This is a genomic window from Loktanella sp. R86503, assembly GCF_042466455.1.
GTDB lineage: Bacteria > Pseudomonadota > Alphaproteobacteria > Rhodobacterales > Rhodobacteraceae > Loktanella.
Window position 1 is genome coordinate 2,491,897 of the sequence record NZ_JAXHCI010000002.1, and the last position, 15,761, is coordinate 2,507,657.

At 60.8% G+C, this 15,761-nt stretch carries 17 protein-coding genes and 1 riboswitch; of the genes, 2 read left to right on the plus strand and 15 right to left on the minus strand.

Going from position 1 to position 15,761, the window contains the following annotated elements:
- The first annotated feature begins 18 nt into the window (after window positions 1-18).
- Entirely contained in the window at window positions 19-393 is a 375-nt protein-coding gene (locus SJY10_RS13225) for a DUF2237 family protein (protein WP_386683366.1), read from the plus strand.
- Complete coding sequence (locus SJY10_RS13230) at window positions 390-1,064, plus strand: DUF4893 domain-containing protein (protein ID WP_386683369.1); 675 nt, start codon at window positions 390-392, stop codon at window positions 1,062-1,064. Before SJY10_RS13225 ends, SJY10_RS13230 begins: the two co-directional genes overlap by 4 nt.
- Before the next feature lie 10 nt (window positions 1,065-1,074).
- On the opposite strand, the gene trpB is transcribed toward SJY10_RS13230, so the two are convergent.
- From trpB to SJY10_RS13305, 15 genes are all read right to left on the minus strand, one after another.
- The gene (trpB, locus tag SJY10_RS13235; RefSeq protein ID WP_386683372.1) at window positions 1,075-2,301 is read right to left on the minus strand and encodes a tryptophan synthase subunit beta; all 1,227 of its coding nucleotides are present in this window, start codon (window positions 2,299-2,301) and stop codon (window positions 1,075-1,077) included.
- A 78-nt stretch (window positions 2,302-2,379) separates the two neighbouring features.
- Entirely contained in the window at window positions 2,380-3,021 is a 642-nt protein-coding gene (locus SJY10_RS13240) for a phosphoribosylanthranilate isomerase (protein WP_386683375.1), read from the minus strand.
- A 3-nt stretch (window positions 3,022-3,024) separates the two neighbouring features.
- Window positions 3,025-3,393: a lipopolysaccharide assembly protein LapA domain-containing protein gene (locus SJY10_RS13245; protein ID WP_386683377.1), complete on the minus strand. Its 369-nt coding sequence runs from the start codon at window positions 3,391-3,393 to the stop codon at window positions 3,025-3,027.
- Between the two features lie 36 nt (window positions 3,394-3,429).
- Window positions 3,430-3,711 (minus strand): integration host factor subunit beta, encoded by a 282-nt coding sequence (ihfB, locus tag SJY10_RS13250; RefSeq protein WP_090187877.1) that lies wholly within the window; start codon window positions 3,709-3,711, stop codon window positions 3,430-3,432.
- A gap of 302 nt (window positions 3,712-4,013) precedes the next feature.
- Window positions 4,014-5,693: a 30S ribosomal protein S1 gene (gene rpsA, locus SJY10_RS13255; RefSeq protein ID WP_386683381.1), complete on the minus strand. Its 1,680-nt coding sequence runs from the start codon at window positions 5,691-5,693 to the stop codon at window positions 4,014-4,016.
- Between the two features lie 225 nt (window positions 5,694-5,918).
- Window positions 5,919-6,551, minus strand: coding sequence for an NAD(P)H-dependent oxidoreductase (locus SJY10_RS13260; protein WP_386683384.1), 633 nt, complete (start codon window positions 6,549-6,551; stop codon window positions 5,919-5,921).
- A 233-nt stretch (window positions 6,552-6,784) separates the two neighbouring features.
- Window positions 6,785-7,393 (minus strand): (d)CMP kinase, encoded by a 609-nt coding sequence (locus SJY10_RS13265; RefSeq protein ID WP_386683386.1) that lies wholly within the window; start codon window positions 7,391-7,393, stop codon window positions 6,785-6,787.
- A complete protein-coding gene (gene aroA / locus SJY10_RS13270; RefSeq protein WP_386683388.1) occupies window positions 7,390-8,742 on the minus strand; it encodes a 3-phosphoshikimate 1-carboxyvinyltransferase in 1,353 nt (450 codons plus the stop codon). Before aroA ends, SJY10_RS13265 begins: the two co-directional genes overlap by 4 nt.
- Window positions 8,743-8,876: 134 nt before the next feature.
- Complete coding sequence (locus SJY10_RS13275) at window positions 8,877-9,593, minus strand: tRNA (guanine(46)-N(7))-methyltransferase TrmB (protein WP_386683390.1); 717 nt, start codon at window positions 9,591-9,593, stop codon at window positions 8,877-8,879.
- Between the two features lie 103 nt (window positions 9,594-9,696).
- Entirely contained in the window at window positions 9,697-10,878 is a 1,182-nt protein-coding gene (metK, locus tag SJY10_RS13280; protein ID WP_386683392.1) for a methionine adenosyltransferase, read from the minus strand.
- Window positions 10,879-10,884: 6 nt separating this feature from the next.
- Window positions 10,885-10,934, minus strand: a riboswitch (SAM-SAH riboswitch).
- 32 nt (window positions 10,935-10,966) lie between these two features.
- Window positions 10,967-12,466 (minus strand): apolipoprotein N-acyltransferase, encoded by a 1,500-nt coding sequence (gene lnt / locus SJY10_RS13285; protein ID WP_386683394.1) that lies wholly within the window; start codon window positions 12,464-12,466, stop codon window positions 10,967-10,969.
- Between the two features lie 12 nt (window positions 12,467-12,478).
- Window positions 12,479-13,375, minus strand: a complete 897-nt coding sequence (locus tag SJY10_RS13290; protein ID WP_386683396.1) for a transporter associated domain-containing protein — start codon at window positions 13,373-13,375, stop codon at window positions 12,479-12,481.
- A 31-nt stretch (window positions 13,376-13,406) separates the two neighbouring features.
- A complete protein-coding gene (gene ybeY, locus SJY10_RS13295; protein ID WP_386683398.1) occupies window positions 13,407-13,898 on the minus strand; it encodes an rRNA maturation RNase YbeY in 492 nt (163 codons plus the stop codon).
- Entirely contained in the window at window positions 13,888-14,703 is an 816-nt protein-coding gene (locus tag SJY10_RS13300; RefSeq protein WP_386683400.1) for an ORF6N domain-containing protein, read from the minus strand. Before SJY10_RS13300 ends, ybeY begins: the two co-directional genes overlap by 11 nt.
- Complete coding sequence (locus SJY10_RS13305) at window positions 14,700-15,713, minus strand: PhoH family protein (protein ID WP_386683402.1); 1,014 nt, start codon at window positions 15,711-15,713, stop codon at window positions 14,700-14,702. Before SJY10_RS13305 ends, SJY10_RS13300 begins: the two co-directional genes overlap by 4 nt.
- Window positions 15,714-15,761 lie beyond the last annotated feature (48 nt).

Genomic DNA, 15,761 nt, shown 5'->3' on the forward strand with positions numbered 1-15,761 from the left:
ATAACGTTAGGATACCTGATGGAAAAAGACCCTTCGTTCAACGTTTTGGGCAGCAGTCTTCAGACCTGCTCTACCGCGCCCATGACCGGATTTTTTCGCAACGGCGCGTGCGATACCTGCGCTGCCGATCAAGGAAGCCATACAGTCTGCGCGGTCATGACGGCAGAGTTTCTGGCCTACTCGAAATATGTTGGAAATGACCTGACCACACCGCGGCCAGAGTTCGGCTTTGCGGGCTTGAATCCGGGCGACGGGTGGTGTCTGTGCGCCAGCCGGTTCCTGCAGGCGCACGACGAAGGATGCGCACCGCAGGTGAACCTTTACGCCACCCACGTACGCGCATTGGAAATCGTGCCGATTGATGTGCTGCGGCGCTATGCGGTGTCATTGTGATCCGCGCAGTCGTCATTGCTTTGTTGCTTCCGACCTGCGCGCTTGCGCAGGATGAACCGCTTGTTCGCGCGGCGGATCAGGACCGACTGGATGCTTTTGACGCCACCGCCGGTGCGGCCCTGCTGCAGGCGCTGGCAGGTGGCCGCCTTGGCGATGTCGATCTGCTGCAAGAGGTGCTGTCCGGCATCGCGCTTGCGCCGCTTGCGACGAGCCTGCCCGGCGAATGGGCCTGCCGGACGTTAAAACTGGGTGGTGATAGCGGCGCGCTTGTCGCCTATGCGCCTTTTGACTGCACGATTACGGCGGACGGTGCGTCATTCGTCATTGAAAAGGCAAGTGGATCGCAGCGGTTGTCCGGTCGGATTTCACTGATTGACGGCCAGATGATCCTGACGGGCACCGGCTATGTCGCGGACACGCCGCCTGTGCCCTATGCCGATCTGCCTGCCGAAAATACCAGCGACGGCACCCTATGGCCTGTCGTCGGGATCGTCACCCAGCCAGAGCCGGACCGTATCCGCATCCTGATGCCCAAGCCGGTGCTGGAATCCGATCTGGATATTCTGGACCTGCGCCGTAAACCCGCGCCAGAGGCAGCAGAAGAGGTTGCCGCGTCCGAAGAGGAAGAGGTGGACGCCGCCCTGATGCCGGACGACGCCCCTGTGGAATAACCTGGAAAGGTCAGGTTTTCATGTCAAAGCCAAGGTGCTTGGCGACGGTAAAGATATCCTTGTCGCCGCGCCCACACATGTTCATCACCAGCAGGTGATCCTTTGGCAGGGTCGGTGCGATCTTCATCACATGGGCCAGCGCATGCGACGGTTCCAGCGCGGGAATGATGCCTTCGAGTGCGCAGGACAATTGGAACGCCTCCAGCGCCTCTACATCCGTGATAGAGACGTATTGCGCGCGGCCAATGTCGTGCAGCCAAGCGTGTTCCGGTCCGATGCCTGGATAATCCAGACCGGCCGAGATGCTGAACCCTTCAAGGATCTGGCCGTCATCGTCTTGCAGCAGATAGGTGCGGTTGCCATGCAGCACGCCCGGGCGGCCGCCGGTCAGGGATGCACAATGCTCCATCTTGGCATTCACGCCCTTGCCACCCGCCTCGACCCCGATGATGTTCACCGATTTATCGTCTAGGAAAGGGTAAAACAGGCCCATTGCGTTCGATCCGCCGCCGATAGCTGCAATTAGCGTGTCGGGCAGACGCCCTTCTGCCGCCTCCATCTGGTCGCGGACTTCTTTGCCAATGATCGACTGGAAATCGCGGACCATCGCCGGATAGGGGTGCGGGCCGGCCACAGTGCCGATGCAATAGAAGGTGTCGCGCACATTGGTCACCCAGTCACGCAGCGCATCGTTCATTGCATCTTTCAGCGTGCCACGGCCAGAGGTGACGGCCACAACCTCTGCCCCCAACAGGCGCATACGGAACACGTTCGGAGCCTGACGTTCAACATCATGCGCACCCATGTAGACAACGCATTTGAGGCCGAATTTTGCACAGACTGTCGCAGTGGCGACGCCGTGCTGGCCTGCCCCGGTTTCAGCGATGATGCGGGTCTTGCCCATGCGGCGTGCCAGAATGATCTGGCCCAGCACGTTGTTGATCTTGTGCGCACCGGTGTGGTTCAGCTCGTCGCGCTTCATATAGATTTTGGCACCGCCCAGATGGTCGGTCAGCCGTTCGGCAAAGTATAGCGGGCTGGGACGGCCAACATAGTGGGTCCACAGATCGTTCATTTCGGCCCAGAAGCTGTCGTCAGTCTTGGCCTTTTCGTATTCTTCCTCAAGGCTCAGGATCAGTGGCATCAGCGTTTCCGACACGAAACGCCCGCCGAAATCGCCAAAGCGACCCTTTTCGTCGGGCCCGTTCATGAAACTGTTAAAAAGATCTTCTGGCATGGCCCATCCCCCGTAAAATTGTTCAGCTAGCAGTAAACCCGTGCGCGCCAAGGGTAAAGCGGGCAGCACGCCGCAGGTTTACGCGCTGCGCACCGCCGCGCAGAAATCGCGGATCATGTCCGCATCCTTGACGCCCGGGCTGCTTTCGACGCCGGACGACACATCGACCTGCGGCGCGCCGGTCAGGCGTATCGCCTCTGCCACGTTGGACGGGCGCAAACCGCCTGCCAACATCCACGGCACGGACCAGCGCCGCCCCTGCAGCAAACGCCAGTCAAAAGTCAGGCCATTGCCGCCAGGCAGTACGGCTGTCTTTGGCGGCTTGGCATCGACCAGAATTTCCTCGCAAACGGCCATATAAGCGTCAAGCGTATCAAGGTCTTCGGCGTCAGCAATGCCGACAGCCTTCATCACGGGCACACCTGTTCGGGCGCGAATGTCGGCGACACGGTCGGGCGATTCGTGACCGTGCAACTGCAAAAGATCCACAGGCACACGCGCCAGCAGCGCATCCAGCGCATCATCTGCGGGGTCCACGGTCAGCGCGACCTTGCGCACGCCCAGCGGCACCGTCAGCGCCAGTTCGGCAGCAGCGTCCAGCGTCAGGTGGCGCGGAGATTTTTCAAAGAAAACCAGGCCGATGTCATCAGCGCCGCAGGCCACGGCAGCGGCAACGTCCTGCGCCGTGCGCAGGCCGCAAATCTTGATCCGGGTCTTCATAGTCTAGGCAGTGTGACGCTTGGGCGCATCAAGCAGCGCCAGCACGTCGTCGCCTTTTTTCGGGCTTGCACTGACAGAACGCAGCTGGGCGACTTCGGCGCGCAAACGCGCAATCTCTCGCGCACGGGCGCGGGCTTCGACGCGTTCGGGGTATTCGCGGATCCATTCCCACACCAGCCCCAGCAGCAGGCCAGCACCGACAGCCAGAAAAATGACGATGAACAGCGGCAACGTCACCTGAGGAGAGATACCGAACAAGTCAGCAAAGGCCGTCGGCATTGCCTGCAAGGTGGTCGCGTCACGATTGGCAAGGCCAACAAGGATCAAGACAACAGCCACAATGGCCCAAAAGACGTACTTCAGCGTTTTCATCCGGTCGCGATCCTTATTACTTTCTGATGCGGCGCGTTACGCGCCGTTCAGACGGTCGCGCAGCAGTTTGCCTGTCTTGAAGAATGGCACATGCTTCTCGTCGACTTCAACCGCTTCACCAGTGCGCGGGTTCCGCCCGGTGCGGCCATCACGTTTTTTCACTGAAAAAGCGCCGAAACCACGAAGTTCAACCCGGTCGCCTTGCACAAGCGCGCCAGTGATCTCTTCGAAAATCGTGGTTACGATCCGCTCGACATCCCGTTGAAACAGATGCGGGTTCTGTTCGGCGATCTTTTGGATCAGTTCAGAGCGAATCATATGTCACCTCGCAGGCACAAACAGCAAAAAATGGCAGACCTGCCATATGCTTGACCATAGACCGGATGCCCTCGTCAAGAAATAGCCCGCATACACGCAAAGGTGTAAATTATCTGGATTCGGCGGCGGGATTTAGCTGATCAGCGGCCGAATACCTGTCTGAGCCTGCCAAAAGGCGACGTAACGTCAGCAAAGCCGACCAGCCCTGATCACCGATTCGCCCCCGCCCTGAACGAAAAAAGGCCCCGCCGGTGATACCGGCGGGGCCTTTCGTATTCATTTCGTCAAGAGGCGATCCGGGTTTAGTTGTCGCCTTTCAGCGCTGCACCCAAGATATCGCCCAGCGAAGCACCGGAGTCAGAGGAACCATACTGATCGATGGCCTCTTTCTCTTCTGCGATTTCGCGTGCCTTGATCGACAGGCCCAGCTTGCGGGTCTTGGAGTCAACATTGGTGACGCGGACGTCGATCTTGTCGCCTACACCGAAACGCTCCGGGCGCTGCTCGGCACGGTCACGGGACAGGTCAGAACGACGGATGAAGGACTTCATACCTTCGTATTCGACCTCGATGCCGCCGTCTTCGATCTTGGTGACCTCAACGGTGATGATCGAACCGCGCTTCACGCCGCCAATGGCATCGGCAAACGGGTCAGCGTCCAGAGCCTTGATCGAGAGCGAGATACGCTCTTTCTCGACGTCGACTTCGGAAACCTTGGCTTTGACGATGTCACCCTTGCGGAAGTCACCGATGATGTCTTCGCCGCGGCCGTCCCAGGACAGGTCGGACAGGTGAACCATGCCGTCGATGTCGCCTTCAAGGCCAACGAACAGACCGAATTCGGTGATGTTCTTGACTTCGCCTTCAACTTCAGTGCCCTCGGGGTGGGTTTCTGCAAACACTTCCCATGGGTTACGCTGGGTCTGCTTGAGGCCGAGGGAAACGCGACGCTTGGCAGAGTCGATTTCCAGAACCATGACTTCGACTTCCTGAGAGGTCGACACGATCTTGCCGGGGTGCACGTTCTTCTTGGTCCAGGACATTTCGGACACGTGAACCAGACCTTCGACGCCCGGCTCCAGTTCTACGAATGCGCCATAGTCCGTGATGTTGGTCACGCGGCCAGTGTGGTTGGAATCAAGGGTGTACTTGGCTTCGACGGCATCCCACGGATCGGCCTGCAGCTGCTTCATGCCAAGGCTGATACGGTGAGTTTCTTTGTTGATCTTGATGACTTGCACCTTGATCGTCTCGCCGATGGACAGGATTTCGGACGGGTGGTTGACCCGGCGCCAAGCCATATCGGTGACGTGCAGCAGGCCGTCAACGCCGCCCAGATCAACGAACGCACCGTATTCGGTGATGTTCTTGACCACGCCGTCAACTTCCTGACCTTCGGTCAGGTTGCCGATGACTTCAGCACGCTGCTCTGCACGGGATTCTTCGAGGATCGCACGGCGCGACACAACGATGTTGCCCCGGCGACGGTCCATCTTCAGGATTTGGAAAGGCTGCTTCAGACCCATCAGCGGGCCGGCGTCGCGCACGGGGCGCACGTCAACCTGAGAGCCGGGCAAGAAGGCAACAGCGCCGCCGAGGTCGACGGTAAAGCCACCCTTCACGCGGCCAAAGATCGCGCCATCGACACGCTCTTCGTCAGCATAGGCTTTTTCCAGACGGTCCCACGCTTCTTCGCGGCGGGCCATTTCACGCGAAATGACGGCTTCGCCACGGGCGTTTTCCACCTGACGCAGGAACACTTCGACTTCGTCGCCAACCTTCAGGTTGGGTTCTTCGCCGGGTTCTGCAAATTCTTTCAGATCGATGCGGCCTTCCATCTTGTAGCCGACGTCGATGATGGCCTGACCGGCTTCGATCGCGATGACCTTGCCTTTGACGACCGAGCCCTCTGCGGGCGTATCAATTTCGAAGCTTTCGTTCAAAAGGGCTTCGAATTCTTCCATGCTTGTGTTGCTTGCCATGTGGCGCTGATTTCCTAATCTTGTGTTTTATACGGGCCGTGCGGTTGTCTCCGCCGGTCTTTGGATTGCGGTTTGGCCGGTGCGGCGAGTCGGACATAAAACAACAGGGCCGGTATGATACCGACCCTGCTCGAGTCTCATGCCCGCACCTGTCTCGATGCTTCGGCCCGGACTGTATACAGCGCAGGCCGTTTTATCGCAAGCCCCAGGGCCGGACAGGACGGATCAGTCCACCTTGGTAAACAGGATCGCCGGATCACGGCGCACTTTGGCCTGCCCCTGCAACCAGTCACCTTCCTGAGCGCGATAGCCCAGCGGCAAAATGCAGACGGATTTCAGGCCCTTGGCACGCAAGCCAAGGATGTCGTCGAACTTTGCCGGCTCGAAGCCTTCCATTGGGGTCGCGTCGATTTTTTGTTCTGCTGCGGCGACCATAGCCACGCCAAGCGCGATATAGGCCTGCCGGGCGGCATGCTGAAAGTTCACTTCGGAGCCCCGGCCAACGTAGTTACCCTTTAGGTTCTTGTAGTATTCCTTGATGTTGTCGCTCACGCCGCCGCGCGCTTCGCCGGTCTCATCACGGACCATGTCGATGCGTTCTGCGGTGTAATCATCCCAGGCCGCGAAGACGAGGACATGGCTGCCGTCGACCAGCTGCTGCTGGCCATATGCGGCCTCTGCTAGTCTGGCGCGGGTGTCTTTGTTCGTGACAACAAAAACTTCGAAGGGCTGCAGACCACTGGAAGTCGGCGCCAGACGCAGGGCGTCAAGGATCGCCTGCACTTTATCGTCGGGAACGGGTTTGCCTGCGTCCATTTTTTTGGTGGCATAGCGCCAGTTCAGATCATCAATCAGCATTGAGGCTCTCTTTCGTGATGTGGCGGCGTCCACATCGGACGACCTGTCCGCGGTCAGATAGGGCATTAAAGGCGCGTCCGCAGCATCCAGTCTTGCACAGGATCTGTGCGGCGCTGCAGGCGCCGTGCAGAAGCGGTGCGTTCCCCAGACGGAAGCACAGGGTCAGAGGTGGAAAGCGGGGGCCAGCCCCCGCGCCCCCGGGATATTTATAACCAGAAGAAGGGGACGCGCGGCTAGGCGCGTTTTGCGGTAACGATAGTGATGGCCTCCGCCAGCGCCTGAGCCGCGGTCATATCGGTGGTGTCGATCAGGATTGCATCGGCAGCGGCGATCAAGGGAGCCTCTGCCCGGTTTTGGTCGCGGTCGTCGCGGGCGCGCACTTCGGCGAGGATCGCGGCAAGATCGGTTTTCACACCCTTGGCGGTCAGTTCTGCAAAACGCCGGTCGGCGCGGGTTTGCGCGCTGGCGGTGACGAAAAGTTTCACATCCGCATCCGGGCAGATCACGGTGCCGATATCGCGCCCGTCAAGTACCGCACCGCCGTCCCGGCCGGCAAAGCTGCGCTGAAATTCCACAAGCGCGGTGCGCACATCGGCAATGGCCGCAACGCGGCTGGCGGCATCGGCCACGGCCTGCGTGCGCAGGGTGTTCGGGTTCAGGTCTGACGGATCAAGCGACCTTGCCGCCGCGATTGGCTCGGCCCCTGCCAGAACGGCAGCGCCGACGGCACGATAAAGTAGTCCCGTATCAAGATAGGCGAAACCGAAGTGAGACGAAAGCGCCTGCGCCAGCGTGCCCTTTCCGGCGGCGGCAGGACCGTCGATGGCAATGACGAAGCTCATGCCGCAGACCGGGAAATCTGCGCGCCAAGCCGGGTCATCAGCGGTTCAAAGATCGGGAAGGATGTGGTGATTGGGCTGCCATCGTCAACGCTGACCGGCTTATGCGCGGCCATTCCCATGACCATAAAGGCCATGGCGATCCGGTGATCAAGGCGGCTTTCGACGGTGGCACCGCCGGGCACATTGCCGGCGCCGCGGCCTGTGACCTGCCACCAGTCATCGCCTTCGGCGACTTCGATGCCAGCGGCGCGCAGGCCTTTGGCCATCGCATCGATACGGTCGCTTTCCTTGACGCGCAGTTCCCGCACGCCCTGCATATCGGTGACGCCCGTAGCAAAACAGGCCACGACGGATAGCACCGGGTATTCGTCGATCATGCTGGCAGCGCGGGCGGGCGGAACGCTGATCCCTTTCATATCAGGGGAATAGCGGGCGCGCAGGTCGGCGACAGGCTCGCCCCCCTCAATGCGTTCGTTTTCATAGGTCAGGTCGGCACCCATTTCGCGCAGGGTCGTGAACAGGCCAGCCCGGGTGGGGTTCAGACCGATCCCGGGGACCAGCACGTCAGAGCCTGGCACGATCAGCGCGGCGCAGACCGGGAAAGCCGCGCTGCTGGGATCGCGCGGCACGGCGATTTGCTGCGGCTGCAGTTCTGGCTGGCCTTGCAGGGTGATGACGCGGCCTTCGTCTGTGTCCTCGACGTCAATCTCGGCACCGAAGCCGGCGAGCATACGTTCCGTGTGATCGCGCGTGGCTTCTTTCTCGATGACGACCGTCTGGCCGGGGGCGTTCAGGCCGGCGAGCAACACGGCGGATTTCACCTGGGCTGATGGCACAGGCACAACGTAGCGCACCGGCACCGGATTTGCTGCGCCGACAAGGGTCATTGGCAAACGCCCGCCATCGCGGCCCACGGCGCGGGTGCCGAACAAGGCTAGCGGATCGGTGACGCGGCCCATGGGTCGGCTACACAGGGACGCGTCGCCCGTAAAGGTCGCGGTGATGCCGGTGGTTGCCATCGCGCCCATGATCAGACGCACGCCGGTGCCGGAGTTTCCGCAGTCGATGACGCCCGCAGGTTCGGCAAAGGCGCCAACGCCAACGCCCTGCACCGACCATTCGCCGCCGCCGTGATCTGTGACCGTCGCGCCAAAAGCGCGCATCGCCTTTGCCGTATCCAGCACGTCGTCGCCTTCCAGAAGGCCTGTGATCCGCGTTTCGCCGACGCACATCGCACCAAGGATCAGGGATCGGTGGGAAATCGACTTGTCCCCCGGCACTTCGGCAATGCCGGTCAGCGGCCCGCAAGCGCGAGAGGTCATCGGAACGGGGGTGCCATGGCCGGACATAAGGGACTTCCTTTGCAAATTCGGCCCCTGCTTAGCCCAGCAGCCGTGCCGGGTCGAGAGGCACAAGATCAATGAACACGCAGGTTACGGACCAGGCACACGGGCCCCGACAGGACCGACAGCGCCGGACTGCGTCAGGCCGGCTTGCGGAACGTCAGGTAGTGCGGATCGCGTCCTTCGCGCAGGGCCTTCTGTTCGTACCGCGTCGAAACCCAGTCGTCCCATGGCGTGTTCATACCGTCCGGCAGCGCCGTTTCCAGAACGAAACCGGCCTTTGGCACCTCTTCCAGTGTCTGGCGCACGTAGTCGGGAATATCGGTCGCCACGCGAAATTCCGCACCGGGTTTCATCGCGCGAAACAGCGGATCCAGATGCTCTGCCGTGACAAAGCGGCGGCGGTGGTGGCGGGCTTTGGGCCAGGGGTCGGGGTAGTTCAGGAACGCCTTGGCGATGCTGGCATCCGGCATCACGTCGAACAGGTCGCGCACATCGCCCGGATGCACCTTTAGGTTTTCCACGTCAGCCTTGCGGATCTTGCCCAGCAGCATCGCCACACCGTTAATAAACGGCTCGCAGCCGATCAGGCCAATCTCGGGATAGCGCTCTGCCATGGCGACCAGATGTTCGCCCCCGCCAAAGCCGATTTCCAGCCAGATATCCTTGCCGTCAAAGATCACCGCAGGGTCCAGTTTCACCCGGTCCGGGTTGATGTCCCAATCAATTGGCCCGGGCGACAACGCGTCCAAGTCGTTTTCAAGGTAATCCTTCTGGCTCGCACGGATGGTCTTGCCCCGGAAGCGGCCATAGAAATTGCGCCACGGGGCGCCCGATGGGTGTCTATCTTCAGTCATGGCCGCAGGCTTTAGCCGAGGCCGACCGAGCCCGCAACCGCTGTCGAGATGCAAAAGGGCGGACCACTGGCCCGCCCCTTTTCGCTGTCACATCGGTCAGCGTTTAGACGGCGCGTTTTAGTGCATCGGCAAGATCGGTGCGTTCCCAGCTGAAACCGCCGTCTGCCTCTGGCGCGCGGCCAAAGTGGCCATAGGCAGCGGTACGGGCATAGATCGGGCGGTTCAGGCCCAGATGGGTGCGGATGCCCTGCGGGGTCAGGTCAATGGTAGCGCGGATCGCTTTTTCAACAGCAGCCGGATCGACCTCGCCCGTGTCATGCAGATCGACATAGACCGACAAGGGTTGCGCGATGCCGATGGCATAGGACAGTTGCAGCGTGCACTTTTCGGCCATGCCGGATGCGACTACGTTCTTGGCCAGATAGCGCGCCACATAAGCGGCAGAGCGGTCAACCTTGGTTGGATCCTTGCCAGAGAACGCGCCGCCGCCATGCGGGGCCGCACCGCCGTAGGTATCCACGATGATCTTGCGTCCGGTCAGGCCAGCGTCGCCGTCGGGGCCGCCGATGACAAAGATGCCGGTCGGATTGACCCACCATTCGGTTTTGTCAGTAATCAGACCCTCTGGCAGCACTTCGTGGAAATACGGCTCGATGATCGCGCGAATATCGGCGCTGGTCTGGCTTTCGTCGGCATGCTGGGTGGATAGCACAATCGACGTGACCTCTACCGGTTTGCCATCGACATAGCGCATCGAGATCTGGCTTTTCGCATCCGGGCGCAGGGTCGGCTGTTCACCGGATTTACGCACTTCTGCAAGGCGGCGCAGCACGGCATGAGCGTATTGGATCGGGGCTGGCATCAGCTCTGGCGTCTCGCGCGTGGCAAAACCGAACATGATGCCTTGATCGCCCGCGCCTTCGGGCTTGTCGTCCGATGCATTGACGCCCTGCGCGATATGCGCCGACTGTTCGTGCAGCAGGTTCGTAATTTCGCAGGTGGCGTGGTGGAACTTGTCCTGCTCGTAGCCGATATCCTTGATCGCAGCGCGGGCAATATCGGGCACACCTGCCAGAAACGCCTGCGTCTTCTCTGCCGTGCTCAACCCGACCTCGCCGCCGATGACGACGCGGTTGGTGGTGGCAAAGGTTTCGCAGGCAACGCGGGCCTCTGGCTCTTCTGTCAGAAAGGCATCGAGGATGCTGTCGGAAATACGGTCGCAGACCTTGTCAGGGTGTCCCTCTGACACGGATTCAGAGGTGAAAATATAATCTTGGCGTGCCATGGGACGTGCTCCATTTAAAATTACCCCGCCCCGTCAGGAAGCCGTTGTGGCAGGTCATCCGCTTGGTTAAGCAGACTACCCCGCAGGGTCAACGCAAATCGCGCCGCCCCTTGCGGTGGTGCAAGGCCGCGGCGATCAGGCCCAACAACACGAATATTATGACCGGCACATCACCCCAACGCACGTAGGGCGTTGCGCTGCGCGCAGGCGGCAGCGGTGCATCGACATAGCCGGCGGTATCCAGCGGGATCATCGCCGTGATGCGACCATATGCATCAATCATCGCGCTGATCCCGGTATTGGCAGAGCGGACCATCGGCAGGCCCTGTTCGATCGCACGCAAGCGTGCCTGCATCAGATGCTGCGTCGGCCCTGCCCCTTTGCCGAACCACGCATCATTGGTAATCATCATCAACAGGCGCGGCCGCTCTGCCGTTGCGATTTCCTCGGCAAAAATGCCTTCGTAGCAGATCAGCGCCCGCGCGTGGCCGATCCCCGGCAGATCGATCAAAGGCTGCGGCACCGGTCCACTGGCAAAGCCGCCGCCTTCTGATGTGGCAAGGCCGTGGATGCCGAAACGTTTCATAACCTCGCCAAAGGGAACGTATTCGCCAAAGGGAACCAGATGGGCCTTGTCATAGGTCTGCACCACCTGCCCCATCCGGCCCAGCACGATCAGCGCGTTATAATAAAGCCCGCCTTGACTGCGATTGATGCCGGTGACCAGCGGCACGCCCATGGCGGCCTCTGATATCGCCTCCAGCTCTGGCTGGGCATAATCCATCAGGACAGGCACGGCGGTTTCGGGCCAGACGATCAGATCAGGGCGCGGATCGGCCTGGGTGTAGCTGATCATGCGGCGCAGAAAGGTCAGGTTGCGTTCCGGATCCCACTTTTCATCCTGCGGGGCATTGGGCTGCACGATGCGAATGCTGGGGGCGTCCGGATCGATCACCGTGGCAGGCGGCAGCAATAGCGGCATAGCAGCCAGTGCGATGACGACGGGCACAGCACCAAGCCACTGCTTGCGTGCCAGCCACACGAATCCCGCCGCTACGCCTAGCGTTAGCAGCGTCAACAGATGGGGTCCGCCATAAGAGGCCAGTTGCGCCCAAGGCGTCGGGATCAGCACATGACCGATCAGCGCCCAGGGAAAGCCGGTGAACAAATAGCTGCGCACTGCCTCGATCAGTGTCAGCGACAACACGAGTGCAATGAGCCGCCCCGGCGCGATCATACGGGCAAGGCATATGCCGACCACCCAGAACAGCGCCGCCCCCAACGCCATCAAGGTGACAGCCAGCGGCGCGGCCCAGCCCCATGTGCCCGCGTCGACCAAGAATGGATCGACCAGCCAGCGCAGCGTCAGGCCGAAATAGCCAAGCCCGATGAATAGCGCACCCCGCGCTGCCGCGCGTAACGTGGGGGCTGCGTTCAGCACGGCCAATACGGCCGCCCAGCCCGGCACGGCAACGAACCACCAGTCCAGCGGGGCCATCCCCAGCGCGACCACCAGACCAAGCGCAATCAAGGCAGCAATGCGCGGCCAGCGGCCAAGCTGCCACAACCGGTCTGTCACTGTGGTCACATCAGCCCCGCATCAATCCTGCGGCATGCGCACGCGCAGCCGCTTGATCCGGCGCGGGTCGGCGTCCAGCACTTCGAATTCCGGCCCGTCAGGGTGACGGATCACTTCGCCGCGCACCGGCACATGGCCGGACAGCATCATGACCAGACCGCCAAGGCTGTCGATTTCCTCTTCGTCGATGTCATCGTGATCGGTCAGGTTCATCCCGATTTCAGCCTCGAAATCCTCCAGCGCGGTCTTGGCCTGCGCGATATAGACGCCGGGGGCTTCCATGCTGAAGCTTTTCACCTCGTCCACGTCGTGTTCGTCCTCGATCGCGCCGACGACCTGTTCCAGCAGGTCCTCGATCGTGACAAGGCCGTCAGTGCCGCCATACTCGTCGATCACAAGCGCCATATGGGTGCGGTCGGCCTGCATCTTGGTCAGCAAAATGCCCAACGGCATGGACGGCGGCACGAACAGCAGCGGCCGCAGCAGATCGCGCAGATCAAAGGCGATGGCATCACCGTTAAAGCCGTATTTCAGCGCAAAATCCTTAAGGTTTACAAACCCCAGCGGCGTATCAAGTGTGCCGTCATAGACAGGCAAACGGGTCAGGCCGCTTTCGCGAAAGATAGCGACAAGGTCTTCCTTGGTCGTGGTGACGGATGTGGCGGTAATGTCGGCCTTGGGGATCGAGACATCTTCGACCCGCATCCGGCGCAGATTAAGCATCCCCGGCACGGTCAGGGTCTGTGCCGTAGACCTTGCGCCATCGGTGTCATCATCCTCGCCTTCGCCATTTGGCGAGAGGGCGTCAAACAGCCTGCTAAAGAAATTTCCGCGCTGTTCGTCGCCTTGTATATCGTCTGCCTGCTCGGGCTGCGCGCTTTGCGCTGCCTCCAAAGACCCGTCGTCGGTATCGCCCATCGTCTCCCTGCCTATCTGGTGCCTTGCGGCGTTATGCACGGTATGGATCATCTAGACCCATCTTGCCAAGTATTTGCGTCTCCAACCCTTCCATCAGGGTGGCATCCGCGTCGTCTTCGTGATCGAACCCCAGCAAATGCAGCGTGGCGTGTACGATCAAATGCGTCACATGATCGGCCATCGGCTTGCCGGCAGCCTGCGCTTCGGCTTCGCAGGTCTGATAGGCAATCGCAATATCGCCAAGCTCCGGATCAGCGGGATCGGGCGCAGCCGGCATTTCGCCGGCCAGATCCGCACCGCGTTCATCCGAAGGCCACGACAGTACGTTCGTCGGTGCCGGTTTGCCGCGAAAATCAGCGTTCAGCGCGGCGATGCGGTCATCGTCGCAACCCATCAGGCTGATGTCCCATGCCTGCGGGTCGTGGCCAAGTTCAGCCAGGGTGGCATTTGACGCGGCCAGTGCAAGGGATTCAAGGTTTATCGCATCCCAGCGCGAGTCTTCATTCAGGCAATCAATCGTCATGTATCGTGTCCCGTGACGGCAAGCTGGCCAGCGTCCCTGCCGGCCCAAAGCTGTCATCCAGCATTCCGCTCAGATCGTCACGCTCTATCTGCTGCACCATCGCGCGCAGTTGCCGCACCGCATCAAGCCGTTTGAGCACGGTATCCGCCCAAAGATTGGCGGTTTCCGCGTCCGTGCGGCGGATTTCGGCGTAGGCTTTTTGCGTATCCGCCGCCAGCTTGGCGATTTCGCCGTCCAGCTTTGCATTTTCCTTGCCCGGCTGGTCCAGCCAGGCACGCACCCGGCCCAGTGCCGACTGCGTCGCCTGGTCCAGTTCCGTCATCACGGTCGATCCGCCCGGCAGTGGCATTGCGGCAATCGCCCCCAACATCTGGCCCAGCTGTGTGCGCAGGGATTGGCGCAGTTCGGGCGCATCAGCACCGTCAAAAACGCGGCCTGCGGGCAATTCGCCTCGGCGGTACGCGACAAAGGTTTCCGCGACCGTGCGTGCCACCCGGTCTGCCGCCGCGCCGCGAAATCCCGTGACCAACATGATAAAGCCCTGTTCGGAATAGGCCCAAGGCCGGCCGCGCCGCCCGCCATGGGCACTTGAAATCACATTTTGTGATTGCAAGTTGGCCCATTCATCCGCGGTCAGCTGAAAGGCATAGTCATCCAGAAACCGCCCCGCATTGCGCTGGCGACTTTGGTTCACCGCCCCTGTCGTGCGATCAAAAATCGCAGCGACATCGGCATCCAGAATGACGGGCTGGCCGCGCAGGTGAAAGATCGCCTGCCGCACGCCAGCCACAAGGTCATGGCTCATCCGGTCTTTTCCGCGTCCGCCTCGTAGGCTTCGATGATCCGCGCGACCAGCGGGTGCCGCACCACATCCTTGGACGTGAAGTAGTTGAAGCTGATCTTGGGGATATTTTTCAACAAACGTTCTGCTTCCCACAGACCTGAATTCACACCGCGCGGCAGGTCAATCTGTGTGCGATCGCCCGTGATCGCCATGCGCGACCCTTCGCCCAATCGGGTCAGGAACATTTTCATCTGCATGGTTGTGGCGTTCTGCGCCTCGTCCAGAACGACGGCAGCATTGGCCAGCGTGCGTCCGCGCATAAAGGCAAGCGGCGCGATCTCGATCCGCTTTTCCTCGATCAGTTTGGCGACCTGCTTGGCCGGAAAAAAATCGTTCAACGCATCATACAGCGGCTGCATGTAAGGATCGACCTTGTCCTTCATGTCACCGGGCAAATAACCCAGCTTTTCCCCCGCCTCGACCGCAGGGCGCGACAGGATGATCCGGTCAACATTACCGCTGATAAAATGGTTCACCGCGACAGCAACCGCCAGATAGGTCTTGCCCGTGCCCGCAGGCCCGATACCAAAGCACAGCTCGTTTTCGAACAGCGCCCGCACATAGGCCTTTTGCGCCTCCGTCCGCGGTTCGACCAGCTTTTTGCGGGTCTTGATTTCCACCCGGTCGGCCAGCTCACCCTTGAACAGCTCTGGTTGGTCACCATTGGTGATGGACAGATCGGGGTGCATCCGCAATTCCCGGTCGATATCGCCAGGTTCCAGCGTTTTGCCGGATTCCAGCCGTTCGTACAAAGACTTGAGGATTTCCAGCGCATCCTTGCGCGGGCTTTCCCCGCCAATGACCTCCAGCCGGTTTCCGCGGCGCAGGATCTGCACGCCAAGCGCGCTTTCGATCGCTGTCAGATTGCGGTCAAACTGGCCGCACAGGTCGATCAGCAAGAAGTTGTCAGGAAATTCCAGAACGGATTCCGAAACGTCGGCAGCGGTGGGGGTCAGAACGCCAGAGGGCAATCGTATCTCCTGATACAAAGTGTCTGTAAATATCGTCGCAAGGCTGAA